Source organism: Alcaligenes sp. LTN-3, assembly GCF_059735605.1.
On record NZ_JCAPDN010000001.1, the window covers coordinates 831,088 to 857,665 of the forward strand.

At 56.3% G+C, this 26,578-nt stretch carries 25 protein-coding genes; 4 read left to right on the forward strand and 21 right to left on the reverse strand.

Going from position 1 to position 26,578, the window contains the following annotated elements; genetic code table 11:
- Positions 1-191 precede the first annotated feature (191 nt).
- Positions 192-1,043 (forward strand): CAF17-like 4Fe-4S cluster assembly/insertion protein YgfZ, encoded by an 852-nt coding sequence (gene ygfZ / locus AC6I6N_RS03975; protein ID WP_497943244.1) that lies wholly within the window; start codon positions 192-194, stop codon positions 1,041-1,043.
- Here the strand turns inward: ygfZ and mmsB are convergent.
- From mmsB to AC6I6N_RS04000, 5 genes are all read right to left on the reverse strand, one after another.
- Complete coding sequence (gene mmsB, locus AC6I6N_RS03980; protein ID WP_094196801.1) at positions 1,018-1,914, reverse strand: 3-hydroxyisobutyrate dehydrogenase; 897 nt, start codon at positions 1,912-1,914, stop codon at positions 1,018-1,020. The genes ygfZ and mmsB overlap by 26 nt on opposite strands.
- A gap of 58 nt (positions 1,915-1,972) precedes the next feature.
- Positions 1,973-3,100: an enoyl-CoA hydratase/isomerase family protein gene (locus tag AC6I6N_RS03985; protein WP_108727522.1), complete on the reverse strand. Its 1,128-nt coding sequence runs from the start codon at positions 3,098-3,100 to the stop codon at positions 1,973-1,975.
- The gene (locus AC6I6N_RS03990) at positions 3,097-4,245 is read right to left on the reverse strand and encodes an acyl-CoA dehydrogenase family protein (RefSeq protein ID WP_094196803.1); all 1,149 of its coding nucleotides are present in this window, start codon (positions 4,243-4,245) and stop codon (positions 3,097-3,099) included. The genes AC6I6N_RS03985 and AC6I6N_RS03990 overlap by 4 nt, the downstream gene beginning before the upstream one ends.
- Positions 4,246-4,394: 149 nt before the next feature.
- On the reverse strand, positions 4,395-4,748 hold the full coding sequence (locus tag AC6I6N_RS03995) for an RnfH family protein (protein ID WP_249494411.1): 354 nt from the start codon (positions 4,746-4,748) through the stop codon (positions 4,395-4,397).
- Positions 4,741-5,175 (reverse strand): type II toxin-antitoxin system RatA family toxin, encoded by a 435-nt coding sequence (locus AC6I6N_RS04000; protein WP_042480744.1) that lies wholly within the window; start codon positions 5,173-5,175, stop codon positions 4,741-4,743. The genes AC6I6N_RS03995 and AC6I6N_RS04000 overlap by 8 nt, the downstream gene beginning before the upstream one ends.
- Positions 5,176-5,234: 59 nt before the next feature.
- On the opposite strand from AC6I6N_RS04000, the gene smpB reads away from it, so the two are divergent.
- Entirely contained in the window at positions 5,235-5,699 is a 465-nt protein-coding gene (smpB, locus tag AC6I6N_RS04005; protein ID WP_042480746.1) for an SsrA-binding protein SmpB, read from the forward strand.
- A gap of 33 nt (positions 5,700-5,732) precedes the next feature.
- On the opposite strand, the gene AC6I6N_RS04010 is transcribed toward smpB, so the two are convergent.
- Complete coding sequence (locus AC6I6N_RS04010; RefSeq protein WP_264671708.1) at positions 5,733-7,043, reverse strand: NAD(P)/FAD-dependent oxidoreductase; 1,311 nt, start codon at positions 7,041-7,043, stop codon at positions 5,733-5,735.
- 341 nt (positions 7,044-7,384) lie between these two features.
- Here AC6I6N_RS04010 and AC6I6N_RS04015 point away from each other — a divergent pair, with 341 nt between their 5' ends.
- Positions 7,385-8,026: a TetR/AcrR family transcriptional regulator gene (locus AC6I6N_RS04015; RefSeq protein WP_234354308.1), complete on the forward strand. Its 642-nt coding sequence runs from the start codon at positions 7,385-7,387 to the stop codon at positions 8,024-8,026.
- A gap of 468 nt (positions 8,027-8,494) precedes the next feature.
- Here AC6I6N_RS04015 and ppsA read toward each other — a convergent pair whose 3' ends face one another.
- Positions 8,495-10,861: a phosphoenolpyruvate synthase gene (gene ppsA / locus AC6I6N_RS04020; RefSeq protein ID WP_094196806.1), complete on the reverse strand. Its 2,367-nt coding sequence runs from the start codon at positions 10,859-10,861 to the stop codon at positions 8,495-8,497.
- Between the two features lie 169 nt (positions 10,862-11,030).
- Between ppsA and ppsR the strand changes: the two genes are divergently transcribed.
- Positions 11,031-11,864 carry a posphoenolpyruvate synthetase regulatory kinase/phosphorylase PpsR gene (gene ppsR / locus AC6I6N_RS04025; protein ID WP_094196807.1) on the forward strand — a complete coding sequence of 278 codons (834 nt, stop codon included), beginning with the start codon at positions 11,031-11,033 and terminating at the stop codon, positions 11,862-11,864.
- A 144-nt stretch (positions 11,865-12,008) separates the two neighbouring features.
- Here the strand turns inward: ppsR and AC6I6N_RS04030 are convergent, their stop codons facing one another.
- The 14 genes from AC6I6N_RS04030 to frr form a co-directional block, all read right to left on the reverse strand.
- A complete protein-coding gene (locus tag AC6I6N_RS04030; RefSeq protein WP_203226755.1) occupies positions 12,009-13,457 on the reverse strand; it encodes an amidase in 1,449 nt (482 codons plus the stop codon).
- 256 nt (positions 13,458-13,713) lie between these two features.
- Positions 13,714-14,496, reverse strand: a complete 783-nt coding sequence (locus AC6I6N_RS04035) for a TrmH family RNA methyltransferase (protein ID WP_094196808.1) — start codon at positions 14,494-14,496, stop codon at positions 13,714-13,716.
- Between the two features lie 10 nt (positions 14,497-14,506).
- A complete protein-coding gene (rnhB, locus tag AC6I6N_RS04040; protein ID WP_249494413.1) occupies positions 14,507-15,112 on the reverse strand; it encodes a ribonuclease HII in 606 nt (201 codons plus the stop codon).
- Positions 15,109-16,290, reverse strand: coding sequence for a lipid-A-disaccharide synthase (lpxB, locus tag AC6I6N_RS04045; RefSeq protein ID WP_321277899.1), 1,182 nt, complete (start codon positions 16,288-16,290; stop codon positions 15,109-15,111). Before lpxB ends, rnhB begins: the two co-directional genes overlap by 4 nt.
- A 77-nt stretch (positions 16,291-16,367) precedes the next feature.
- A complete protein-coding gene (gene lpxA / locus AC6I6N_RS04050) occupies positions 16,368-17,156 on the reverse strand; it encodes an acyl-ACP--UDP-N-acetylglucosamine O-acyltransferase (RefSeq protein ID WP_264671709.1) in 789 nt (262 codons plus the stop codon).
- Positions 17,157-17,159: 3 nt separating this feature from the next.
- Complete coding sequence (fabZ, locus tag AC6I6N_RS04055; protein ID WP_003799758.1) at positions 17,160-17,615, reverse strand: 3-hydroxyacyl-ACP dehydratase FabZ; 456 nt, start codon at positions 17,613-17,615, stop codon at positions 17,160-17,162.
- 12 nt (positions 17,616-17,627) lie between these two features.
- On the reverse strand, positions 17,628-18,761 hold the full coding sequence (gene lpxD, locus AC6I6N_RS04060; protein WP_497943245.1) for a UDP-3-O-(3-hydroxymyristoyl)glucosamine N-acyltransferase: 1,134 nt from the start codon (positions 18,759-18,761) through the stop codon (positions 17,628-17,630).
- A 6-nt stretch (positions 18,762-18,767) separates the two neighbouring features.
- Positions 18,768-19,322 carry an OmpH/Skp family outer membrane protein gene (locus tag AC6I6N_RS04065; protein WP_094196813.1) on the reverse strand — a complete coding sequence of 185 codons (555 nt, stop codon included), beginning with the start codon at positions 19,320-19,322 and terminating at the stop codon, positions 18,768-18,770.
- 61 nt (positions 19,323-19,383) lie between these two features.
- Positions 19,384-21,726 (reverse strand): outer membrane protein assembly factor BamA, encoded by a 2,343-nt coding sequence (gene bamA, locus AC6I6N_RS04070; RefSeq protein WP_094196814.1) that lies wholly within the window; start codon positions 21,724-21,726, stop codon positions 19,384-19,386.
- Between the two features lie 52 nt (positions 21,727-21,778).
- Positions 21,779-23,101 (reverse strand): RIP metalloprotease RseP, encoded by a 1,323-nt coding sequence (gene rseP, locus AC6I6N_RS04075; RefSeq protein WP_249459325.1) that lies wholly within the window; start codon positions 23,099-23,101, stop codon positions 21,779-21,781.
- A gap of 11 nt (positions 23,102-23,112) precedes the next feature.
- Complete coding sequence (locus tag AC6I6N_RS04080) at positions 23,113-24,315, reverse strand: 1-deoxy-D-xylulose-5-phosphate reductoisomerase (RefSeq protein ID WP_094196816.1); 1,203 nt, start codon at positions 24,313-24,315, stop codon at positions 23,113-23,115.
- Between the two features lie 39 nt (positions 24,316-24,354).
- A complete protein-coding gene (locus AC6I6N_RS04085) occupies positions 24,355-25,209 on the reverse strand; it encodes a phosphatidate cytidylyltransferase (RefSeq protein ID WP_497943246.1) in 855 nt (284 codons plus the stop codon).
- Positions 25,210-25,222: 13 nt separating this feature from the next.
- On the reverse strand, positions 25,223-25,987 hold the full coding sequence (uppS, locus tag AC6I6N_RS04090) for a polyprenyl diphosphate synthase (protein WP_094198359.1): 765 nt from the start codon (positions 25,985-25,987) through the stop codon (positions 25,223-25,225).
- A gap of 25 nt (positions 25,988-26,012) precedes the next feature.
- Entirely contained in the window at positions 26,013-26,573 is a 561-nt protein-coding gene (frr, locus tag AC6I6N_RS04095; RefSeq protein ID WP_094196818.1) for a ribosome recycling factor, read from the reverse strand.
- Between the last annotated feature and the right edge of the window lie 5 nt (positions 26,574-26,578).

Sequence of the window (26,578 nt, forward strand, 5' to 3'; positions counted from 1 at the left end):
TTAGCACCGCCCTCTTCTTCCACCCAGCCCATGCCCTGATTCCAGCGGGGGTATGCCCCTAGAACTAGCCTCGCACACGGTATCATTGATGTTTAAATTTCTTTTTTCGCTCAGCCATGACCGGAATGCCTGCTCCCTCCTCTTTCGCCCTGCCAGATTTGTGCGTCCTCCAGTTCCAAGGAGCCGATGCCGTGTCTTTTCTCCATGCTCAAGTCAGTAATGATTTGGAGCACCTGGCTGCCGACCGTGCCTGCATCGCGGCCTATTGCACCGCCAAAGGTCGCAGCTTGGCCACCATGGTGTTGTGGCGCGAGGAGAACGAAACGGTCTTTGCCCTGGTCCGCCGTGATCTTAGCGAAGCCCTGATCAAGCGCTTACGCATGTTCGTGCTGCGCAGCAAAGTCGCGATCAGTCTGGCCGAGTTACAGGTTTACGGTGTGGCCGATTCGTCCGCTGCCCAAGCCGTCTGGAATGTGCGGCGCGAAGGTGGCGACACCCTGATTCAGGCCCCCGGCGATCTGGACGGCTTGAATCGTCACTGGCGAATTTCTCCCCAGCAGGACGCAAACGCTCAGACTTCTGAAGGTCGTTGGGAAACGGCAGATATTTTGGCCGGCTTGCCCTGGATCAGCGCCGACACGCAGGATTTGTTCATTCCCCAGACCCTGAACCTGGATCTGATCGATGGCATCAACTTCAAGAAAGGCTGTTATCCAGGCCAGGAAGTCGTGGCTCGCAGCCACTATCGAGGCACGATCAAACGGCGCATGATGGCCGCACGTACCGCCGTTCTGGACACGGCACCACAGACGCCGGAAGCTGCCGATGTGTTTCTGGTCTCGCAGAATGCGGAACCGCTGGCCGCCGCGCGCATTATCAACCGCGCCTGGCATAACGGGCAGCGACGTCTGTATGTCTTGATGGAAGTGGTACTGGCGGACCTGGAACAAGGCCAGTTTCAACTGGAGCAAGGACAGGCGCTGGAACTGCAGCCCCTGCCCTACGCACTGCCAGAACTTAGTGCTTCTGACGGTACAAATTAAGAATGCTGGAGAAATCCAGCCCTGCATTCTGACCTTGTGCGGCGTGCAAGGCGAACAGGTTGCGTGCCAGTTCGCCCAAAGGCGTCGCGCTGTTCTGGCTGACAGCCGCATCGGCTGCCAGACCCAGGTCTTTCAGCATCAGGCCCGTGGCAAAGCCGCCCTGATAATCACGCGAAGCCGGTACATCCGGCATCACCCCAGGCCAGGGGTTGTACAGCTCAGTTGCCCAGTTTCGACCGGAACTGCGCGCCATGATGGTCGACAGCACGGCAGGGTCCAGACCGTGGGCAACGCCCAAAGCCAAGGCTTCAGCAGTACCCGCCATCAAAATCCCCAACAGCATATTGTTGCAAATTTTGGCAACCTGACCCGCACCGGCTTTACCCGCGTGGAAAATGTTCTTGCCCATGGCATCCAAGTAAGGGCGCGCCTTTTCCAGGGCCTGATCCTCGCCCCCGACCATAAAGGTCAAGGTGCCAGCAATGGCGCCACCGGTCCCACCGGAGACCGGCGCATCCAGCATTAACAGACCCAGCTTGCTGGCTTTGGCCGCCAGATCCTGGCTGGTTTGCGCATCAATGGTGCTGCAATCGACCAGCACCGTACCGGGGGCCACAGTCTGCAGCAAGCCGTTCTCGCCCTCGTAAACCTGACGAACATGGCGGCCAGCAGGCAGCATGGTAAAGACCATCTGCGCGTCTTGGGCGATTTGCACCGCCGATTCCCCCACCTGTGCCCCTGCTGCCTGTAGTTCCTGCATGGCTTGCGCATTCAAGTCAAAGACTTTCAGGCTATGACCGGCTTTGAGCAGATTCAGCGCCATGGGTTTACCCATATGGCCCAGCCCGATAAATGCAATCGTGTTACTCATTTTGTCTCCTCGTCATTATGAAAGCGGCGCCGTCTGGCGCCGCAGCGGTCTGCCTGGGTTACAGGTCAGCCAAGGGATGAGTCGTTTCTGCCGGCCAGGCAGGAACAAAAAACCGTTCCACCCAGCGTGCATCCGCCTGTTCCAGCGAGGCAGGATTCCAGCGCGGCTGTTTGTCTTTATCAATCAGCAGTGCCCGTATGCCTTCCTGGAAGTCGCCCTGTACGCCACATTGCAGCGACACTATGTATTCCAGACGGAAAACATCGGCCAAAGACAGGTGATGCACCTTCTCCAGCAGCTCAAAGGACAAACGAGCCGAGCCAGGCGCACCTTTGGCGAAGGTTTGCGCGGCACGGGACAACCAGGGGTCGGCACTGCCCTGCCACTGCTGCAGAGCCTGTGTAATGCGTTCAAATTCACGGCTGGCGCAGACATCACGCAGCATGGCGTAGTTCTGCTCCAGCGGGCCGCTATCGGGGCGAGCGCCATCCGCCAAACGACGCAGGATCTGATGCACGCTGCTGTCACACACAGCGCGGTCATCAGACCAGTTTGTGGCTTGCAGGGCCTGGAGCAAGGCGTCGAAATGCACCCGTGGCAAGTAGGCATCCGCCAGACCCAGGAACAAGCAGTCCGACGCGTTGATTTGTGCGCCACTCAGTGCCAGAAAATGGCCAATGCCGGCAGGCAGATGCGACAGCATCCAGGTGCCGCCCACATCGGGAAACAGGCCAATGGAGATCTCGGGCATGGCAAAACGCGTGGTATCGGTTACCACACGATGGCTGGCGCCGTTGAACAGGCCCACGCCCCCGCCCATCACAATCCCGTCACCCCAGCACAAAATCGGCTTGGGAAAGGTATGAATCAGATAGTCCAGGCGGTATTCCACATCGAAAAATTCGCGGGCGTACTCGTTATTCCAGGCCGAGCCACCCTGGTTCTTTTGCATGGAGGCGTACAGCGAATGCAGATCGCCCCCTGCGCACAGCGCCTTTTCTCCGGCACCGTGCAACACGATCATGGCAATACTGGAGTCCTGCGCCCATTCCTGAAACTGCTTGAACAGCAGTTGGCACATCTCCAAATTAAGTCCATTCAGGGCTTGCGGGCGGTTCAGCGTAGCAACACCAATCGCCTTTCCGTTCTGGCCGGGCAGGCGATCAAACAAAACAGAATCCGTCATCGAATATCAGCTCCAAGATCAATGATTTGTCGTGCGATGATGACACGCATGATCTCGTTTGTGCCTTCCAGAATCTGGTGCACCCGAGTATCGCGCACCAGTCGCTCCACAGGATAATCCTTCAAGTAACCATAACCGCCAAAGAGCTGTTGCGCATCCACGCAGGCCTGAAAACCCAGATCCGTGGCCATGCGTTTGGCCATGGCGCAGTACGTGCTGGCCTGACTGCTGCCGGCGTCCAGGTGCGAGGCGGCCAGACGCACCATTTGACGAGCAGCCACGACACTGGTCAGGATATCGGACAATTTGAATTGCAGGGCCTGGAACTGATCCAGACTCTTGCCGAACTGGCGGCGCTCTTGCATGTATTGGCGGGCGGCATCATAAGCGCCTTGGGCGGCTCCTACCGAGCAACAAGCGATATTGATACGGCCACCGTCCAGGCCCTTCATGGCCAGCTTGAAGCCCTCGCCTTCCTGGCCCAGCATGGCCGAGGCAGAAACACGCACACGCTCAAAGGTAATGCCCCGTGTGGACTGGCTGTTCCAGCCCATCTTCAATTCTTTACGACCGTAAGTAATACCGGCGGCATCAGCAGGTACGGCAAAGGCGGAAATCCCCTTGGGACCGTCACCGCCGGTACGAGCCATGACCACCAGCAGGTCCGTGTCCCCAGCACCGGAGATAAAGGCTTTGCTGCCACTGATCAGATAATCGTCGCCATCACGTTCGGCGCGGGTACGCAGGGAGGCGGCGTCCGACCCCGCACCGGGTTCAGTCAGACAATACGAACCCAATTTCTGGCCACTGCTCAGCAACTCTCCCCATTGAGACTTGATCTCCTCCGTACCCCAGGTGCCCACCATCCAGGTCACCATATTGTGGATGGTCAAAAATGCGGTGGTCGACGGGTCAACCGCAGCCATTTCCTCAAATACCAGGCTGGACTCCAGACGTCCCAAGCCCAGACCACCGATGGATTCAGGGGCGTACAAGCCGCAAAAACCCAATTCACCCGCTTTACGGAACGCCTCGATCGGGAAAATCTGTTCCTCGTCCCAACGCGCCGCATGCGGTGCCAGCTCCCCTTGTGCAAACTCGCGAGCCGCTTGCGCAAAAGCGTTCTGATCGTCTGTCAGTATCATGTCTGTCTCCTTATTTTTACCCACCATAATGCGAGCCGCCCCCTTTAGTTGTCGTGCTGATGACAATCAGCATTTTCATAGGGAGCAGCGCCAGGCAGAAGGCGACAGTCTAGCTGAAAGTAGCGGCCTGATGATCAGGCCGGAATGAACTAGGCGCGGACGGGTTTGCGGCGGGGTCTGGCGGCAGCGCGTGCCGCCAGTTTGTGCGCGTAGCGACGACGGCGGGAATCCATCGGGTCAAAGACCAGCTCACGGTAGACCTCCACCCGGTCCTGATCCTGCAAGAGCTGATCCAACTGGCAACGCTGGCCATAGACACCGACGTGCAGTGCCTCCAGGCCCTGTTCATCATCCAGCGGTGGCAGGCCGCACTCACGCAGCCCTTCGGCAATTCCTGCCGTTAACAGGGCATCACGGACACAACTGCCCGCAGGCAAACGCAGGGCGGCTTTCCAGACCTGGGCCTGAGTGGCCACAATTACGCTGACGGATAACTCAGTCACCGTAAACCTCTTGGGCGCGGCGCGTAAAGGAGTCGATAAAGCTGTTGGCAACGCGGTTAAAGATGGGACCCACGACCATTTCCAGCGCGCGGCTGGAGAATTCATACTCCATGGTGAACACGATCTTGCAACCGTCTTCGCCCAAAGGAGTAAACTGCCAGTCCCCCGTCAAGGCCGAGAACGGACCTTTGACCAGGCGCAAGACAATACGGTTGGGATAATCGTGTTCGTTGCGTGTGGTGAAGGTTTGACGAATACCCGCAATGCTGATGGTCACCGAGGCTTCCATCCCCTTTTCGTCGCGCTGATTGACGGTCGCGCCACCACACCAGGGCATGAATTCAGGGTATTTTTCCACCTCTGCAACCAAATCAAACATCTGTTCGCAGCTATAAGGAAGGAGGACGGAGCGTTTTACTGTATGCATCAGGTCTGGTTAATAGATAGAATGTTCTGATTTTACAATCTATGGTTGGCAATTAATTCATGAGTATTGTTGATAATCGCAAGGCTACCCACGAATATTTTATCGAAGAGCGCTTTGAGGCCGGTCTGGTCCTGGAGGGCTGGGAGGTCAAGGCGATCCGAGCTGGTCATGTTCAGCTCAAAGAAAGCTTTGTCATCGTACGCGAAGGCGAGCTGTTTATTATCGGGATGCACGTCAGCGCCTTGCCGACCGCGTCCACCCATATCCGGCCCGATGCTACTCGTACACGTAAACTACTGCTCAAAGCCGAAGAAATCAGCAAGCTGATTGGCAAGGTTGAGCAACGTGGCTACGCCCTGGTTCCCCTGAACCTCCACTACAAGAAAGGTCGTATCAAGCTGGACTTCGGCCTGGGACGCGGTAAAAAACTGCACGATAAACGTGATGTTTCCCGCGACAAAGACTGGAAGCGCGAACAAGAACGCTTGATGAAACACGACACCCGCCGTAAGACGAATGAATAAAAACGGGCTAAAAAGCCCGTTTTGTTCCAAGTCTCAATGTAATTTAACACGAGGGGCGGCCCGTTTGCTGAGCAAACGGCCCAAAGCCAAGGTTGCCGTTCGCGCAACCCCCAAAATCGCCATGTGGTGCATCAAGTGCAGGCTCATATACATAATGCGAGCCAGCAAACCCTCTACAAACCAGCTCTTGCCAGACAGAACCCCCATCAGGCTGCCTACCCCACGGCTATGGCCCACCGAGACCAGTGAGCCGTAGTCCTTGTAGACAAAGGGAGCTTCATCAACCGGCTTGCCTTGAATGCGAGCAGCCAACCGCTTGCGCAAGTAACTGGCTTGCTGGTGTGCGACCTGTGCGCGAGCAGGCAAGAACTGGCCTTCCTTGTCCCAAGGCACTTGCGCGCAATCGCCCAACGCCCAAATATACGGATCGGGCGTAGACAAACAGGCGTCCAGCACCAGTTGATTGATCCGGTTGACCGGCAAACCGAGTTGGCCCAAGAAGGCAGGGGCTTCAATCCCTGCGGCCCAGACGCACAAATCGTTGGGATACTGGCCACCGTTCACATCCTCAATGTGATCAGCCGCCAAACGGCTGACTCGCACCGAGGTCCGTACCGCCACACCACGCTGCTCCAGCAGGCTTTGCGCGGTAGCCGATAGCTTGGGCGGCAAGGCGGACAGAATGCGATCGGCACCTTCCAGCAAGGTGATACGCACTTCGCGGTCCGAGCTGCTGCCCGGAATGCTGTAAATGCTTAAATCGGCACGGGCTTCCAGCAACTCGGCTGCCAGTTCTACCCCGGTAGCCCCGCCCCCAACAATATTGATGTACAGGGGCGCCCCCGGTTCACGCTGCGCGCGGCGGGTCACACTGATCAGCTCATTGAGCAGCTTCAAACGGAAACGCTCGGCCTGATGAGTCGAGTCCAAGGCCAGCGCATGCTCATGGGTGCCAGGCGTATTGAAGAAATTGGATTTGCTGCCTACGGCCATCACCAGCGTACCGTAGGACAGGCTGCGCTCCGGGAAGACTTCTTCATGGTCGGGTCCCAGGACCGGAGCCAGCGTGATCGTGCGTTGCTCGCGGTCTATGCTGATCATTTCACCTTGAATAAAGGTAAAACCGCAGTCACGCGCCAGCATGAAATACGACAGCCCCTCGCGGTGAATATCCAGGGTACCGGCAGCCACCTCATGCAATGACGGTTTCCAGATATGGTCGCTGTCTTTGTCGACCAAAAAGATATGCTGACGCCCGAACTGACGCCCTAATTTGGCAGCCAGCTCCAGGCCTCCTGCCCCGCCCCCAACAATCACCACTTGATACGACTGCGTAGTAGACATCCACAACTCCTTGGGCCTTGTCTTAAGCAAAGAGAGTATCAGAACCGCCGCCTTATACTTTAAATCAAAACAGATAAGGACTATAGCGATCTGTAGACGCCGCCAGGCGCGTCCAGAAGCACTGACCCGTGCAACCACCCGAATGTGTGGCACTTTTGCGCTTTACTAGGCCTTAGATCAAAGACTGAGGCAAACAAATAGGCCCAATAGCAGTGCATGTCGTAAAATTAAGGGGTTTGGTCTTGCCTTCCCTTAACGGTCGACATGGAGCAGCAGCACAGCAGCCATTGATACGGTATGATGCTGGCTTTGTCCTATTCACTTAATTTTTGCCTGCCATTATGCATGACGATGTTCCCCGAAAATCCCAACGCGCGACTCGAAAGGGGCGCGAACGCCGCGACAAAATCCTGGAAGTGGCTTCCGAGGTTTTTCGCGAGAATGGTTTTGAGGCCACATCCATGTCCCAAATCGCTGCATTGGCAGGCGGCTCCAAGGGCACGCTCTACAATTATTTCCCATCCAAAGAAGACCTTTTGCTGGCTGTTCTGCTGACAGGTGCCCAGGAATTTACCGAACAGGTTCTGACCAAGCTGGATTGCGAAGGTGATATCCGCCAGGAACTGCAGAGTTTCCTGCTGCCCATGCTGCGTAATCTGTACTCCAAGCAAACCGCCCAGCTCTTGCGTATCGTGGTCTCTGTCGGTGGACACAGCGACATCGGCAAACGCTTTATGGAGATGCTGGACGACCAGATCTGGGACGGAGTGCAGTGTTTCTTTGCTCACCATATCGAGCGTGGCACGCTACGCCGGCTGGACCCGGTATTAATGGTGGAACACTTCCGTTGCCTGAGCGAAGGCGAAATTGTATTGTTGCTCATGGGGGCGATGGAGCCCTGGAGTGAAGAGCGCATTCAAACTGAGACGGAGCATATTCTGGATATGTTCTTACACGTTTACCAAATCGACGCAGCAAACTAATACCAGCCAATCAGCTGCAGCGCTGATTGTTCTGTCCATACACGGTTCCTCTCCCCTTAGCAGCGAACCCGTCAAGACACTCCGAATCCATGCCGCCCGATCCAGGGCGGTTACGGCCATTCCCCATCACGGCCTCTCACCCGCGCCCTGCCCTGTTCCGTTCTGCTCATCAGAATTGCAGCCTGCCCCTCTCCTTAGCCGCACACCAATAGGCACGAGCGCTTGGCAATACCTATACAAGCTTGTACAAGCACTCCAGCTAGCCAAAGCGCCAATATACTCACCTAGGCAGCAAGCGCTGCAAAACAAAATCGCATGAGCACGGCCAAGAGCCATAGCAAGAACAAAAGCACAAGATACGTCCCCAAAACGACAACACCCCGACATGGAAGCTCCATGTCGGGGTGTTAGGTCTTACCTGACTTGACCCGCGTACTGCCAGAGATTTCGCTAGCAGTAACTTACGTCTTAGACCTTGGCCAGACGTTGCCAGGTATCCACAACCGTATCCGGGTTCAGCGACAGCGAAATAATGCCTTCATCGCTCAGCCACTTGGCCAGATCAGGGTGGTCGCTGGGGCCTTGGCCACAAATACCCACGTATTTGTTTTGTGCCAGGCATGCCTTGATGGCACGACTGAGCATGAACTTCACAGCCTCGTCGCGCTCGTCGAAGTCGGCAGCCAGCAGCTCCATACCGGAGTCACGATCCAGACCCAGAGTCAACTGAGTCATGTCGTTGGAACCGATGGAGAAGCCGTCAAAGTACTGCAGGAACTGCTCGGCCAGAATGGCGTTGGAAGGCACTTCGCACATCATGATCAGGCGCAGGCCGTTTTCGCCACGAGCCAGACCGTGGGAAGCCAACAGGTCCACAACACGTTCTGCCTGACCCAGGGTACGCACGAATGGCACCATGATTTCGACGTTGGTCAGACCCATTTCGTCACGCACTTTCTTCAGGGCTTCGCATTCCATCTTGAAGCATTCTGCGAAGTCTTCGGACAGGTAGCGAGCCACACCACGGAAGCCCAGCATGGGGTTCTCTTCCTCGGGTTCGTAGCGCGAACCCCCCACCAGCTTGCGGTATTCGTTGGACTTGAAGTCCGACAGACGCACGATGACGGGCTTGGGGTAGAAGGAAGCGGCCAGAGTCGCAATACCTTCGGCCAGTTTTTCCACGAAGAAAGCACGTGGGCTGGCGTAGCCACGAGCCGCCGATTCCACTGCCTTTTTCAGGTCGCTATCCACATTGGGGTAGTCCAGAACGGCTTTGGGGTGAATCGCAATGTTGTTGTTGATGATGAATTCCAGACGAGCCAGACCCACGCCATCGTTAGGAATTTGCGAGAAGTCGAAAGCCAGTTGGGGATTACCCACGTTCATCATGACTTTCAGGCCGATCTCGGGCATTTGGCCCCAGCTGACTTCTTCGATCTCGGTTTCCAGCAGACCGTCGTAAATCCGGCCTTCGTCGCCTTCAGCACACGACACCGTCACTTCCTGACCTTCTTTCAGCACGTCTGTGGCGTTGTTGCAACCGACCACGGCAGGGATGCCCAGTTCGCGAGCAATAATCGCCGCGTGGCAGGTACGACCGCCACGGTTGGTGACGATAGCCGAAGCCAGCTTCATGATGGGTTCCCAGTTAGGGTCCGTCATGTCGGTGACCAGCACGTCGCCGGGTTTGACCAGATCCATCTCGGAGGCGTCTGCCACGATACGGACTTTGCCCGAACCGATCTTCTGACCAATAGCGCGGCCGGTAACCAGCACTTCGCCAGTGGCTTTCAGGCGGTAACGCTCTTGCACGTCGTTGCTGCCTTGCTGGGACTTAACGGTCTCAGGGCGGGCTTGCAGAATGTAGATCTTGCCGTCGATACCGTCACGACCCCACTCAATGTCCATAGGACGCTGGTAGTGTTTTTCAATGATGGTGGCGTAACGAGCCAGTTCGATGACTTCTTCGTCGCTCAGGGAGTAACGGTTGCGCTCGGACACCGGCACGTCTACGGTACGCACAGCGTGATCAGTCGTACGGCCTTCGTCAAATTCCATCTTGATCAGCTTGGAGCCGATACGGCGGCTGATGATGGGGTAGTGACCGGAAGCCAGGGTTGGCTTGTACACGTAGAACTCGTCCGGATTGACCGAACCTTGAACCACGGTTTCGCCCAGGCCGTAAGAGGACGTCAAAAAGACCACATCCTTGAAGCCCGATTCAGTGTCCAGGGTGAACATCACACCAGCGCTGCCCTTGTCGGAGCGCACCATGCGCTGAATACCCGCGGACAGCGCCACTTCAGCGTGGGCGTAGCCCTTGTGCACGCGGTAGGAAATAGCGCGGTCGTTGTACAGGGAGGCAAACACGTGGTGAATCTTGCTCAGCACCTCGTCGATGCCCACCACGTTCAGGTAGGTTTCTTGCTGACCAGCAAAGGAAGCGTCAGGCAAGTCTTCAGCGGTGGCGGAAGAGCGCACGGCAAACGAACCCTTGCCGTCTGCATCCAGTTCAGCAAACGCGTCACGTACGGCTTTTTCAAACTCGGCCGGGAATGGAGTGTCGATGATCCACTGGCGAATTTCGGCACCGGCAGCGGCCAGTTCACGAACGTCGTCGGCGTCCAGCGCGTCCAGACGCTGCTGAATGCGCTTGTCCAGATCGTTGTTTTTCAGGAAAACGCGGAATGCTTCGGCTGTTGTGGCAAAACCACCTGGCACGCGCACACCAGCGTCGGCCAGTTGACTGATCATTTCGCCCAGCGACGCGTTTTTACCGCCCACTGTGTCGACGTCCGTCATGCGGAGCTTGTCGAAACTAATTACGTAAGACATAAGTCACCTTGAATAGAAAAAAAAGCGTGTTTGCTTAAGGCAGTGATCCCAACAGCGCTGTCTGTGTGATCTGTCCTAAGCAAACCTGCCTTTCCATACCCCGATCCGAGCGGTAAATGGTAATCTTGCAAATTGTACCGTTTCCCGAGCATTGTGCACGACTTATTCCATGACATCTTCTCCTATTGAGCGTACCGTCTTTGTCGTTTCTGACAGCACGGGCATTACCGCCGAAACTTTCAGCAACTCCGTCCTGTCGCAATTCGCTCAATTCGAATTTCAGGCCGTCCGTATCCCCTTCATCGATACCATCGAGAAAGCCCAAGCTGTCGCTGATCGCATCAACCAATGCGCTCAAGAGCAAGGCCAGCAACCGCTGGTATTCAGCACTTTGGTTGACCCCAAGATGGCGCACATTATTGGCGCGGCCAACTGCACTTTCCTGGATTTGTTTGGTGCCTTTGTACGACACATTGAACGCGCCCTGGGAGTGAAATCCAGCCGTTCCGTAGGCCGTTCGCACTCCGGTGGCATGTCCAAGCGCTACAACAACCGCATTGAGGCCATCAACTTCAGTCTGGCGCACGACGATGGTCAGTACGTGAATGGTCTGGAACAAGCCGACGTGATTCTGGTGGGTGTATCCCGCTGCGGAAAAACGCCTACCAGCTTGTACTTGGCGATGCAGTACGCCGTCAAGGCCGCCAACTACCCCATCATTCCCGAAGATTTCCAGCGCGGCACCCTGCCCGCCACGCTGGCTCCCTACCGGAAAAAGATTTTTGGTCTGTCCATTCATCCAGACCGTCTGTCTGAAGTGCGTAATGAGCGCCGTCCGGGAAGCAAATACGCCACCATCGAGCAGTGCCGCATGGAAGTGGCTGAGGCGGAACGTTTAATGCGTATGGAAGGCATTCCCTGGCTGTCCACCACCACCAAATCCATCGAGGAAATCTCCACCAAGATTCTGGATGATGTCGGTTTGGACCGCCGCTCTTACTAAGGATCGAACAGCTAGTCCGGGCGATACCCCCTACGGGAGTATTCGGACAGCCTCAACATCAAGGCTTGATCTCGGTATCACACCGAACTCAGGCCTTTTTGTTGGCCGCTGCTACGGTGTAAGATCTGCTGCTTTTGTCCGCACTCAATCCAACTTGCCCACCCAAACCTGCGGGTGCTGATCACTCCAGGGCAAGGCTTGCTCCAATTGGCCAGCCAAGCCAAACAAGAGGCATTCCTGGCCATAAGCGGCCGTAAACATCATGCCTATGGGTAAGGAAGTCGCCACATCCTGCCCGGCCGGCACCGACATGGAGGGTGAGCCACTGATATTGGCCAAAGCCGCAAAAGGTGCTTGCTTAAAGACGTGGGCAATCCAGCCCAGGCCATCCACCTGATCCTGTATCTGGTTGTACTCACCCACCCTCATGGGCAGCGCAGGTACGGTGGGAGTCATCAGGACATCATATTTCTGGAAATACGCGCCCAGATTCCGGGAGACCGTATTACGCACGGCGATCGCCCCCAAAAGATCAATTCCGCTAATCTTCTTGCCGTAGGCATAGGCCGCCAACGTGGCCTGTTCCAGATACACCTCATTCACCGGCCGCCCGGTCGCTGCGGCAATGCTGTCTATCCACGCCGCCGTGTTCACATTCCAGAATTGGGCATTGGCGTGTACAAAAGCCTCCCAACTGACGCCGGAATCAAATACCAGGGGTTCGACCTGATGGCCCAGAGACTCCAGCACCGAGGCCATATCAATCGCCTTGCCGGCAATGACAGACTCGGTTTTATCACCGCTGGGCGGGTCCATCATCAACCCGATACGCAAAGCGCCTGGATTTTTCTTCACAGCCGATAGAAAGGTCTGAGGGGGTGCTGCCGTGTAATACGGTTCACCAATACCGGGACGGCTAATCGCATCCAGCAAAGCAGCGCTGTCTCGCACGCTACGACTGACGCCCAGGTGGGCCAGCAAACCGCTCCAGACCTCATCTTGCAGGGGGCCGCTGGAGACCCGCCCCCGAGTGGGCTTCAAGCCGAACAAGCCGTTCACAGCCGCCGGGACACGAATAGAGCCACCGCCGTCAGTTGCGTGAGCCACCGGCACCATCCCTGCCGCGACCGCGGCTGCCGAGCCTCCTGTCGAGCCACCGGCATTAAAGGCAGGGTTCCAGGGGTTCAGCGTAGGGCCTACGCAGCGCGCCTCCGTCGTTGTACTGATGGCAAATTCCGAGGTCGTGGTTCGACCCAGGGTGACCAGTCCCGCCTCCTTATAGAGGCTCATCAAAGTACTGTCCGCATCCATGACCATGCCTTGCGCCAGCTTGCTACCCAGCTCGTAGCGTTTGCCCTTCATGGTGATGGCCAGATCTTTAATCAAAAACGGGACGCCGTAAAGTACGGAGTCCCGGTCAGCATGGGGGTCAATCTCCCCGTCCCAGCTCTCTACCACCGCATTGATTTTGCTGTTCAATGCATCAACCGCTTTCTTGCCCACCTGACTTAATTCTTGAACACTGATGTGTTTCTTGGCAACCAGCTCAGCCAACGCCAAGGCATCATAGGTCGCGTATTCGCTAAGTTTCATTGTTGACCTCATCTGAAAAAGATTAGGAATCCAACCGGATACAACGATGGAGCGATACAAGGTGACAAAGCGGCCCTCAGGGAGCCGCTAGCAGACAAGCGTCAATGCCCTATGCACTCAATGCTCGCGTAGCGATAAGCAGACGCCTTACTAGATGATTTACTTGATTTTAAAAGTGGAGACAAGAGCGACATCAAGAAAGAAGTCACTGACACCGGCTGACTCTTCCCAGTACGGTGCAATCAAGCCGCCAAGACTAGCGGCTGTGCTGACGACGCTGCTCGTACAGACAAAGGGCGGTGGCAATCGCCACGTTCAAGGACTCCACGCCGGGCGCCTGAGGGATGAACAAACACTGATTCGCTTTGGTCAGCAAGGCCGGGCTAACACCTTGCCCTTCATTGCCAAAAACCCAAATTCCCTGGTCGGGCAAGCTGGATTCATACAGGTCCTGGGCATCTGGCCCCAAGGAGGTCACCAGCACCGGCAAGGCAGCTTTTTCAAGCAGAGCCACACCATCGACCTGCTCATGGATTTGAATGGAGAAATGGGCGCCCTGTGCACTACGCAGCACTTTCTGAGACCAGACGCTGGCACAGCCTGGCGTCAGATACACGGCCTCCAACCCCACCGCCACCGCCGTTCGCAAGACGGTGCCCACATTACCCGGGTCTTGAACCTGATCCAGCAAGATGGCACGTTTTGTGGGAGCCGTCCAAACCTGCCCTCGAGGTACGCGAACAATAAAGCCTATGCCCTGCCCCTGACCAACTTGGGATACGGCATTCATCAAGGTTGCATTGAAGGTCACACTGCTATGACCTGGCAAGAAGCGCGCCAGTTCGAGCAACTCGTCCGAGTGGCGGTCCATCTCGAAAACGGCCAGTTCCGGCAAACCTCGGCGCTCCAGCCACATCTGGCATAGATGAATGCCTTCCAACCAAATCAACTGATCGCCCCCGTCCAGCTCGCGTTTATCGTGAGCCAGGCGCTGCACTCGTTTGAACAGCGCATTATCTTTGGATTCAATCAGCCTCATTTTCTTCAACTTACCTAACTAGAGATGCGCGTACCGGCGCGAAACTTCGACGATGCTCGGGGCAAGGCCCGTGCTGAGACAAACGGTCCAAATGCAAGGCCGTCCCGTAGCCTTTGTGCTGATCAAAACCGTATTCAGGATAGTCTCGGTGTAATTCCAGACAGACCGCATCCCGCGCTGTTTTCGCCAAAATGGATGCGGCCGCAATGGCAGCATGGCTGGCGTCACCTTTGATGATGGCTTCTGCCGGGCAGCACAGGCCAGTGGGAACACGATTGCCATCTACCAAGGCTTGCTCAGGTTTGACGCTCAGGCCATTACAGGCTCGTTGCATCGCCAGCATGGCGGCGTGCAAAATATTGATGTCATCAATTTCTGCGACGGTCGCGCTGGCAATTTCCCAGGCCAAAGCCCTTTCCTTGATCAGAACGGCCAAGGCTTCACGCCGTTTGGCGGTCAGCTTCTTGGAGTCGTTCAGGCCTTCAATGGGATTGTTCGGGTCCAGAATCACAGCAGCGGCAAAGACGGGACCGGCCAATGGGCCACGCCCCGCTTCATCCAGCCCCGCCACCAAACCTGCCGAGACATCACTGACCAATAAATCCAGCTGCTTCATGCACGTGCCATATTCAAAATAACCTCGGCCGCCAAAGCAGGCGTGTCCCTGCGCAAGGTCAAATGCATCTCGGTAAAGACTTTCTCGATATGCGCCACATAGCTCTGATCGCTCAAGGCTTTCCAGCACGCTTGCGCCAGTTTCGCTGGCTGGGCATCTTCTTGTAGCAGTTCGGGTACGACAAAATCCCGAGCCAGCACATTGGGCAAACCCACCCAGGGCACATAAGGCCTGTCCTGACCGGACTTCCACCGTATGATGCGCTCCATCATGGGGCTGAGCACATACGAAATAACCATAGGCCGCTTGTACAAGGCAGTTTCCAGGCTGGCAGTACCACTGGCCACCAGCACAGCGTCACTGGCTTCCATCACCGTCCAGGCGGGTGGGCGAACCACGCCTTCCGAATCAGGCTGACGAATACCGGCCGTATTGGCATCAATAATGTGTAAATTGCGGATGGGATGCTGAGCCAGCGCTTCCTCAAACTCCTGACGACGCTTGGGATTCACCATAGGCACCAGAATCGTCAGATCCGGATCCTGGTCCTGCAAGATCTGCACGGCCTGCAAAAAGCGCGGTGACAGCATCTTGACCTCGGAGGAGCGGCTGCCAGGCAGCACGCCCAGAATACGGCCTGTCTCGGGCAAGCCCAGGCGACAGCGAGCGTCAGCCTTATCCGGCTGCAAGGGAATATTCGCCGCCAAGGGATGACCCACATAGGTCACCGGAATGCCTTCCTTTTCGTAGATCTCGGTCTCGAAAGGAAACAGTACCAGCATATGAGACACCGCTTCGCGGATTTTGTGGATGCGCTCATAGCGCCAGGCCCAGATCGAGGGCCCCACAAAGTGCACCGTCGGCACACCGGCCTGACGCAAACGATGCTCCAGGCGCAAATTGAAGTCCGGGGCGTCAATACCCACAAACACATCCGGACGCTGGCGCAACCACTGATTGCGCATGCCCAAATACGTGGAAACCAGACCCGGAATACGTTTGAGCGCCTCGACGTAACCAAATACCGTCAAGGCGTCCATGGGATAGTATTGGTGAAATTGCTGGGCGGCCATCTCGGGGCCGCCTATGCCTTCTACCTGCACGCCAGGATTGCCCTGGCGCAGTCCTTGAATGATGCGGGCCGCCAGCAAATCGCCAGACGGCTCGCCCGCTACCATTCCTATACACAGATCCCGCTTGGCCCCTGTTTGCCCCGACCCGTCTGAACGTGCCGCTAATGGGCTGGAGGCGCTGCTCATGGTCTGCAAATACCCCGGCTGGAGTCATTCAGAAAGTCGATCATGACCTGTACGGCCGCACGGCACTCAGGCTGCGTTTCCTGCAAGGCTTGCATCTGCTCCACGGCCTGCTCCACCGTCAGCTTGCGACGATACAGCAGCTTGTAGCTTTCCTTCACCGCCGAAATCGCTTCAGCCGGGAAGTTGCGACGGCCCAGGCCTTCGCTATTCACACCGACAGGACGGAAAGGATCGCCTGCACCAATCACGTAAGGAGGAATATCCTGACGCACCGAGCTGGTACCACCAATCATGCTGTGTGCACCGATACGACCGAACTGATGCACAGCCGTCAAACCGCCCAGAATGGCCCAGTCGCCAATATGCACGTGGCCGCCCAGTTGGACGCTGTTGGCGATAATCGTGTGATTGGCAATCTGGCAATCATGTGCAATGTGGGTGTAGGCCATGATCCAGTTATCATTGCCGACACGGGTCACACCGACATCCTGCACCGTACCGGTATTGATGGTGACGTACTCACGAACCATATTGCCATCGCCGATTTCCAGACGAGTCGGTTCACCCGCGTACTTCTTGTCCTGCGGCATGCCACCAATGGAGCAGAAACGGTAGAAATGGTTGTTGCAACCAATCGTGGTCACGCCATCAATCACGCAGTGGGGCCCCACTTTGGTGCCCGCCCCTATCGTGACATTAGGCCCAATGATGCTGTAAGGCCCGACCTCGACATCATCTGCAAGCTGAGCGCCCGCTTCGATGATGGCCGTTTCATGAATACGCATAAACTATTCTTCCAATTGACGGATCGCACACATAATTTTAGCTTCGGCAACCACTTGGCCATCAACCAAGGCACGGCCCGTGTACTTGCACAAGGCGCGGCTGATGCGATCCGCGGTCACTTCCAAACGCAACTGATCGCCTGGCATCACGGGTTTGCGAAAACGCGCGCCATCCACACCAACCAGGTAATAGGCTAGCTTGTTGTCCACTTTGGCGTACGGATCCTCAGGATCGGTAAAAGAGAACAGCGCCGCTGCCTGAGCCATGGCTTCAATGATCAAGACCCCAGGCATAACCGGCATGTGCGGAAAGTGACCCGTAAAAAAGGGTTCATTCATCGACACGTTTTTAATGGCGACGATGCTCTTGCCGGGCACCAGTTCCAAGACGCGATCAACCAGCAGCATCGGGTAACGATGAGGGAGGCGATCCATAATTTGTCGAATGTCGAGTTCCATGTCCTGTCCTGCTTATTTTTGTTTATTGATATGTTCAGATGATTCATTTGCCCCATCAGCCTGCTGACGCTCCAAAGAGCGCAGGCGACGGCGCAAACCGCTCAATTGCCCCAGCACGGCAGCGTTTTTCTGCCAGTCCTGATGCCCAGCAAAGGGATAAACCCCGGTATAACGTCCAGGCTGACTGATATTGGAGGTGACAGCCGTACCGCCAGAGACGTGTACATCGTCACCCAAGACCAGGTGGCCCGAGAGCATCGCTGCCCCAGCGATCGTACAACGCGCCCCGATCCGGGTAGAGCCGGCCACCCCCACACACGCCGCCATGGCCGTGTGCTCGCCGACCTGCACGTTGTGCCCGATCATAATCTGGTTGTCCAGCTTGACGCCGTTGGCCAACACGGTGTCATCCAGTGCACCACGGTCCACCGTCGTATTGGCGCCGATTTCAACATCGTCGCCAATACGCACGTGGCCGATCTGTGCAATCTTGGCCCAGGCACCCTTGCCTTTCACTGGATCCGGCGCAAAACCAAAACCGTCCGCGCCCAGCACTACGCCCGAATGCAAAATGGCGCGGGCACCGATATGCACCTGGTGGTAAAGAGTGACACGCGCATGCAGTAAACAGTCTGGCCCCAAGGTAGATCCTGCGCCAATCACGCAATGCGCACCCAAACGGGTGCCACGTCCGATCTTGACGCCGGCCTCCACCACGCAAAAGGGCCCGACCGACACGCCCTCGCCCAATTGAGCACTAGGATCAATCACCGCACTGGGATGGATGCCCTGGGGCAAATCCGCCATGCGCACCTGATCAAAACGCTGAGCCAGCAGCGCATACATTAGATAAGGCTCTGAGCACAAAACCGGAATAAAGGACGGTGTAAAGCCCAGATCCTCGTAGACCTGTGGCGTCAAAATCACCACCGCAGCACGGGTCTGCTCCAGCAGATCCTGCATCTTGGGATTGGACAGAAAGCTGATTTCTTCCGGACCCGCAGAAAGTAAAGAGCCTAGGCCCCGAATCCGGGGCATAGGCTCTTTAATGCCTTCTGGCAGCTTGCAATCCAGTCCGGTCTTGTTGATGGCGTCTATGAGTTCAGACAGCTGTACAGCCTGATCAACGTTCAGCAATACCGGCATAGTGCATCAACCGCCCAGTGCTTTCAGAACTTCCTCGGTGATGTCCACACGTGGGCTAACGGTGACCGCGTCCTGAATGATCAGGTCGTAGCCTTGCGAGTCAGCAATACGCTTGATAGCGGCATCAGCCTGCTCAACGATAGCCGAGAACTCTTCGTTGCGGCGACGATTGAAGTCTTCCTGGAATTCGCGGCGCTTGCGCTGCAAATCGGAATCCAGGTCAGCCAGTTGACGCTGACGCTTCACACGATCGGACTCGGACAAGACAGGAGCATCCTTGTCGAACTTCTGAGCTTGCGAACGCAGGTTGTTGGCCATGCGCTCCAGCTCTTCGTCACGACGCTTGAATTCTGCTTCGATTTTGGTTTGGGCCGCTTTGGCGGGCTTGGAATCACGCAAAATGCGCTCTGTGCTGACAAAACCAATTTTGGTCTGGGCCTGAACAACAGGAGCAGCGGTCATGGCGCCGACACCCAGCGCGGCAGCCAGAACGAGCGCGTTATTGCCACGCGACAAGCTGCGGGCGATGTTTGTAAGTTTTAATGCGATGTTTGACTTCATGAAAAATCTACCTTGCTAATTAGGCTGCAGAATAGTGCAATTGTGCCACTAAACACGAACATCAGAAAGCGGTACCAATCTGGAACTGGAAGGCTTGTTTATCGTCGCCTTCCTTGGCGCGCAAGGCGCGACCATAGGACAACTGCAACGGACCGAGTGGGGACTCCCACGACAAGCCCAGACCTGCAGCGTACTTCCAACCGCATGGATCCTCCGACAAACGGTCAGGACGACCCATTGGGCAACCACCGCTGGTGTTGTCAACTTTACCGGCATCGGCAAAGACGAACCAACGCAACGTACGGTCACGTGAGGCACCGGGGAATGGCAGATACAGTTGAGCGTTGGCAATCATTCGACGCGAACCACCCAGGTAGTCGCCCGTCAAGATATCGCGTCCGCCCAAGGATGCACCTTCGTAGCCACGTACCGACCCGATACCACCGGCGTATACGTTCTTGATCACCGGGAAACTCTTGCCACCGATGCTGCGACCGTAATCAATCGCCCCGTTCAGAGCCAGCGTGTAAGCACGCCCCAAAGGAATATAGTGCTGATGGCTGGCACGCAGCATGTAATAGCGCAAATCCATCGTACCCATATCAGCCGACAGACTGGTCAAGCTGCCCTTGTTGGGAGCAATCGCGCTGTCGCGAGTATCTTTGGACCAACCCAGGTTGAAAATAAAGGTATTGGTGCCTTCACCGTACTCGTTTACGTAATCCTGATAGGCACGGGGTGTGTACTGCGGGCTCAGGCGCGAGAGCTTGTTGTGCTCGAAGTTCACGCCCATGAATACACGGTCGTACTCGGAAATAGGCACACCGAAGTTCAAACCGGCACCGATTGCGGTGTTCTGGTAATCACCCCAACCATCATTGGACTGGTAAGGCGTGGTACGACGGTAGTAAATCGAGGTGGTCTTGCTGATGCCGTCACCTGTCCAGAAAGGATTGGTATGGCTGATCACCGCCGCACGGTTCACTTTACTGGTATTGACCTGCAAGGACAGACTGTTACCACTACCGAAGATGTTGTCCTGACTGATACCGGCTGACAGCATCAGCTTGTCAGTCGAACCGTAACCAATACCGAGGTTAACCAAGCCGGTGGGCTTTTCTTTCACGTCCACGTTCACGTCGACCTGGTCAGGCGAACCCGGTACAGGCTTGGTATTCACATCTACTTCATTGAAGTAGCCCAGACGGTCGATACGGTCACGCGAGAACTTGATGGCGTCCGAGTCATACCAGGCCGCTTCCTGCTGACGCATTTCACGACGCACCACTTCATCACGGGTACGGACGTTTCCACCCACCTCAATACGGCGCACATACACGCGACGACCGGGATCGACGTAGAAGGTCAAGTCAGCCGTGTGATTTTCGCGATCCAGCACCGGGTTCGGGTTGGCATTCGCAAAGGCATAACCCAAGCCACCCAGATATTCGGTGATCGATTTTACGGTAGCGCTGGTCTTGTCCGAGGAAAACACTTCGCCTTCTTTTTGCTGCACCATCGGCTCGATCTTGTCTTCCAGACCCAGCAGATCACCGGCCAATTTCACGCTGCTCAAGGTGTAGGGCTGGCCCTCGTGAATGGTCAGGGTAATGAAAATGTCTTTGCGATCGGGCGAAATCGATACCTGAGGCGCTTCGGCCGAGTACTCCAGGAAACCACGATTCAGGTAGTAGGAGCGGATACGCTCCATATCCCCTTCCAGTTTTTCGCGGGAGTATTTATCAGTGCCGGTGTACCAGGTCATCATGCCCGAGGTCGTCAGCTCCATCTGATCGAGCAAGTCACCTTGCGAGACGGCTTCCGTACCGACGATGCGGATTTCCTTGATCTTGGCCAAGCCACCCTCAAAGATGTCAAAGCTGACACCGACGCGGTTACGTGGCAAAGGCGTGATGATAGGCGTGATTTCCACACCATACTTGCCCTTGGACAAGTACTGTTGTTTCAGCTCGAATTCAGCACGTTCCAACATGGAACGGTCAAAAACCCGGCCTTCTCCAAAGCCTACCTGGGCCAGGGAGTTGATAATATTCTTGGCGTCGAACTCGCGCATGCCATTAAAAGACACGGAGGCGATGGTTGGACGCTCCTTAACGTTAACGATCAGCACATTGGTGCTGGTGTCAATTTGCACGTCACTGAAAAAACCGGTGGCGTACAAGCGCTGAATCGCGTCTGCCGCCTGCTCTTCCGAGAAGGACTCACCGACCTTGACAGGCAAAGACGAGAACACGGCACCGGGATCGACCCGCTGGATGCCATTGACTTGAATATCGCGCACGACAAACGGTGCAAATGCATTCGCCAAGGCGGGGGCAAGCAGACTTGCCACCAATACGGGCAGAACACGCAACGCAAAAGTAGGTTTCCGGCTAAACGACATCCTGGACAATCCTTGGTCGGTCAAATGGTTGGAAATTGTATGCCACCCGCTCTCAACTGAAAAGACGGGTGATGTCATTAAAAAAAGCAATACTCATCAGCACGGCCAACAAGGCCAAACCCAGCCGTTGACCGACAAGCATCATACGCTCCGAAGCGGGCTTGCCGCGCACGGCTTCGATGGCATAGTACAGTAGATGCCCACCGTCTAGCATAGGTACGGGCAATAAATTCAGTAAACCAATGCTAATACTGATCAAGGCCAAGAAATTCAGGTAGGCAATAAAGCCAATACGCGCTGTCTGACCTGCATAATCCGCAATAGTAACCGGCCCGCTGACATTACGTACAGAGACATCGCCCGTAATCATGCGCCCGATCATCTTCAAAGAGAACCAGAAAGTCTGCCCGGTACGGGTAAATCCGCGCTCCACGCTCTCGATGGGCCCATACCGCACCAAGGTCATGGGCATATCCATAGCCACTTGGGCACCAATACGCCCTTGTGCCTTGGCATCGCCCTGGGGAGTAAGCAGCAGGCGTTGAATTTCACCCTCGCGCAGCACCTCAAGCTCAAGTGTCTTACCCGCAGATTGTTGCACCTTTTGAACGAACGCCGTAATTCCAGGCTCGATCAAATCATCCAGCCGGAGAATAAGGTCGTCTTTTTTCAGACCTGCTTGTTCGGCTGCCGTATCTTTAAACACTTCTTGGACAACGGATCGTGCCGGGCGTAACATCAGCCCAGCCTTGGCCATCAGGTCCTGCCCGTCCGGCAAAATCTCGCCAGCCGGTAATGTCAGGTAACGATTTTCTTCTCGTCCCAGCAGGTCCTTGACTCCCACTTCGAGCTCGCCGCCCGAGGACAAGGCATCCATAAAGGCCCAGCGCGCCTGCAACCAGGAATCCACAGGCTTGCCATCCACCGAGACCAGACGATCCCCAGCCTGGAAACCGGCCTGAGCCGCTGGCGTGCCTTCTGGGACGGGACCGATTTGCGCGACAGGCTCCTGGGCTCCTAACAACCCTACAAAGGCATAAATCACCACCGCCAGAATCAGGTTGGCCATTGGACCAGCCAGCACAATCGCGGCACGCTGTCGCAGGGGCTTGTGATTGAAGGACTCGTCGATCTGTGCCTGCGTTGCATGAGCAGGCGGATCATTTTGCATGGCGACGTAGCCGCCCAAAGGAAGAGCAGAGACAGCCCATTCGGTGCCGTTCTTGTCGAAACGACGGTACAGCACCTTGCCAAAACCGATAGAAAAACGCTCTACACGCACGCCGCAACGACGAGCCACCCAGTAGTGGCCAAGCTCGTGAAAAGTCACCAGCACGCCCAAGGCTACCAAGAAAGCCAGAACCGTGAAGAGCATGTTAATTCCTGTTAAATACGCGCAGAGACTCTGCAGTAATCCAGCGCCAGCGAACGGGTCTCGCTATCCAGCTCCAACACCCCTTCCAGGGCCTCTAAGGCCTGGCTGGCACGGCCATTGAGCCTGTCCAGACAATGCTCAATCACCGCCGGAATCTGAGTATAGCCAATCTGCCTTTCCAAGAAGCGGTCTACGGCAATTTCGTTGGCGGCATTCAAAGTCACGCAGGCAGCCTGACTGCTGCGCAAAGCATCATAGGCCAATCGCAGACAGGGAAAACGCACAAAATCAGGCTGTTCAAAGTCCAGGCGACCCATTGTGGCCAGATCCAACAAGCCTACGCCGCTGTACAAGCGTTCCGGAAAGCCCAGACCGTAGGCAATCGCCGTGCGCATGTCGGGCTGCCCCAATTGCGCCATCACCGAGCCATCTATGTACTCAACCATGGAGTGAATCACGCTTTGCGGATGCACCACCACATCAATCTGCTCAACGGGCACCGAGAACAACCAATGCGCCTCAATAACTTCCAGGCCTTTATTCAGCATAGTGGCTGAATCCACCGAAATTTTGCGGCCCATGCTCCAGTTGGGATGCGCACAGGCTTGCTCGGGGGTCACCTCATCCAGCTCGGCCAAGCTGCGCGAGCGAAACGGTCCACCGGAAGCTGTCACCAAGAGACGGCGTAGAGCAGCCACAGGCTGACCGGGCTCCGCAGGTAACTCACCGGCCAGACATTGGTAGATGGCGCTGTGTTCGGAGTCGATAGGCATCAATTGCGCCCCGCCCTCTTGCACGGCTTGCATGAAGATACGGCCCGCAGCGACCAGCGCTTCTTTATTGGCCAACAACACCCGCTTGCCCGCACGAGCCGCAGCCAGGGCCGAAGGCAGACCTGCTGCCCCGATAATCGCGGCCATCACCGTCGTTACTTGTGGGTCCGCCGCCGTATCGGCTAGAGCTTGGGCACCTACCCGGATCTCGGGCAAGACACCACCCTGCCACGCCGCCAGAAAGCGGCTACGCGCGGCTTCATCAGGCACCAGAACAACCCGAGCGGCACTGTCACGAGCTTGCTGGGCCAGCAGCTCCATACGAGTGTGGCCGCTCACGGCATAAACCGCCATCCTCTCCGGATGACGAGCAATCACATCCAGTGTGCTGATACCAATAGAGCCAGTGGCCCCTAACACACAAACATGCTGGAAACTCATGAGTTCTTCCTTGACGCAAACACTTAGTTCCACGCAGGACTAAAAGAGCCACGCCCCACTTAACAGCAAGGCTACGGGAGCAACCGGCAGCAAGGCGTCGATACGGTCGTAGACTCCACCATGGCCGGGCAATAATTGACTGGAATCTTTCACAGCGGCACGGCGCTTGAGCAAAGACTCGAACAAATCACCTACGATCGACAAGGCCGCCAGGGCAACACCCAAAACAGCCGTGGCAACCCACCCCCAACGTTGCTGCACGTCGGCACCAAAGCTGCCTGCCCAATTTGCGCTTATCACCATCCATACCGCCGCAGCGGCCATACCGCCAACCGCTCCAGCCCAGGTCTTGCCGGGACTGACACGCGGGGCCAGTTTGGCCTTACCAAAAGCACGACCCGTGAAGTAGGCTGCGATATCCGCCGCCCAGATCAGAACCAATAGGGAGAGCACATACACAATGCCCTGCGTGTACAAGAAAAGAGACAGGCTGGCCCACGCGACCAAGGGAGCCAGCACACCCATCACACTGAGCAAAACACCTTGAGCTCGTTGTGTGGCCTGACCCTTCAACACCAGCCCTGTCGCTCCAACGATCCACCATGCCGCCATTAACGGCACCAGGGCACGGTACACCAGATCAGCCGCCTGCTCTTGTGGACCTGTGTCATACCAGTACACGCTTAGCCACAACATCAAGGCACCGTTAAGCAAGGCCAAGGGCCATGCCCAACGCTGCTGATCCTCAGACAGACTCAGACGCTCCCACTCCCAGCACGCCAACGTACTCATCAGCACAAAGATGGCCAACAAGGGCCAGCGCACGGGGGCAAGCATGGCCGCGCCCAGAATCACCAGTAAGATCAGGGCGGTGATGACTCGTTGTTTCAACATAGATAAGGCTCCGTCAAGGCGCGGGGCTACCCTGCACCTGGGCACTGGTGCGCCCAAAGCGCCGCTCGCGCCCACGATACCACTCGAAGGCTTGTTCCAGCTGCGCCCGGTCAAAATCCGGCCAGTACACGTCTGTAAAGTACAGCTCGGTATAGGCCATCTGCCAGATCAAGAAATTGGAAATGCGACGCTCTCCACCCGTGCGAATGAACAAATCCGGCTCGGGGGCATAAGACATCGCCAAATAGGGGCTGAACATGGCCTCATCCAACTGCTCGGGATGATCGACCAAGTGAGGATTAGCGGCCAGCGCCTTTTGGGTCGCTTGCAAAATATCCCAACGACCGCCGTAATTGGCGGCAATCGTCAAATGCAAGGTGTCGTTATCGCGTGTTTTTTCCTCTGCATCGGCAATCAGCCCACGCAGTTCATCGCTAAATGCGGACAGTTCGCCAATAACATGAAGTCGGACGCCGTTTTTTTTCAGTGTTGCCACTTCTTTTTGCAGCATCTTGACAAATAGCCCCATCAACAGGGAGACCTCCTCGGGAGGACGTCGCCAGTTCTCGGAACTAAAAGCAAACAGGGTCAAATAACGCACGCCGAGCTCACCACAAGCCTCGACAATGCGCCGCACGGTCTGCACACCCCGCAAGTGCCCTGCCGTGCGTGGCAAAAGACGACGGGTCGCCCATCGTCCATTGCCGTCCATGACAATTGCCAGGTGGCCAGGAACCTGACCGTGTTCCGGAATAGTTTGGGTAGAACTGAAAGAAATCACCTAGCCACCTGTGCAAAAGCCGTTAGACCGTCATGATCTCGGCTTCTTTTTGGGCGATCAGCTTGTCGACTTCAGCCACATACTTGTCGGTCAGCTTCTGGATTTCATCCTGGGCGCGACGCTCGTCGTCCTCGGAAATCTCCTTGTCCTTGACTTGCTTTTTGAGCGTGTCATTGGCATCCCGACGCAGGTTGCGGATCGCGACCTTGGCATCTTCACCTTCACCGCGCACCACTTTGGCCAGATCGCGACGGCGCTCTTCGGTCAAGGCGGGCATGGGCACACGAATGCTCTCGCCCATCGAGATGGGGTTCAGGCCCAGCTCGTTGTCGCGAATGGCTTTTTCAATGGGGCCAGCCATATGCTTTTCCCATACCTGCACATTCAAGGTGCGAGCGTCAACCACCGTGATGTTAGCCACTTGGCTGACAGGCACCATGGAACCGTAGTATTCGACCTGAACATGATCCAGCAAGCCTGCCGTAGCGCGGCCAGTACGAATCTTGGCCAGGCCCGTCTTGAGAGACTCCAGGGACTTGCCCATACGGTTATCGGTCGATGCTTTAATCTCGGAAAGACTCATGGACT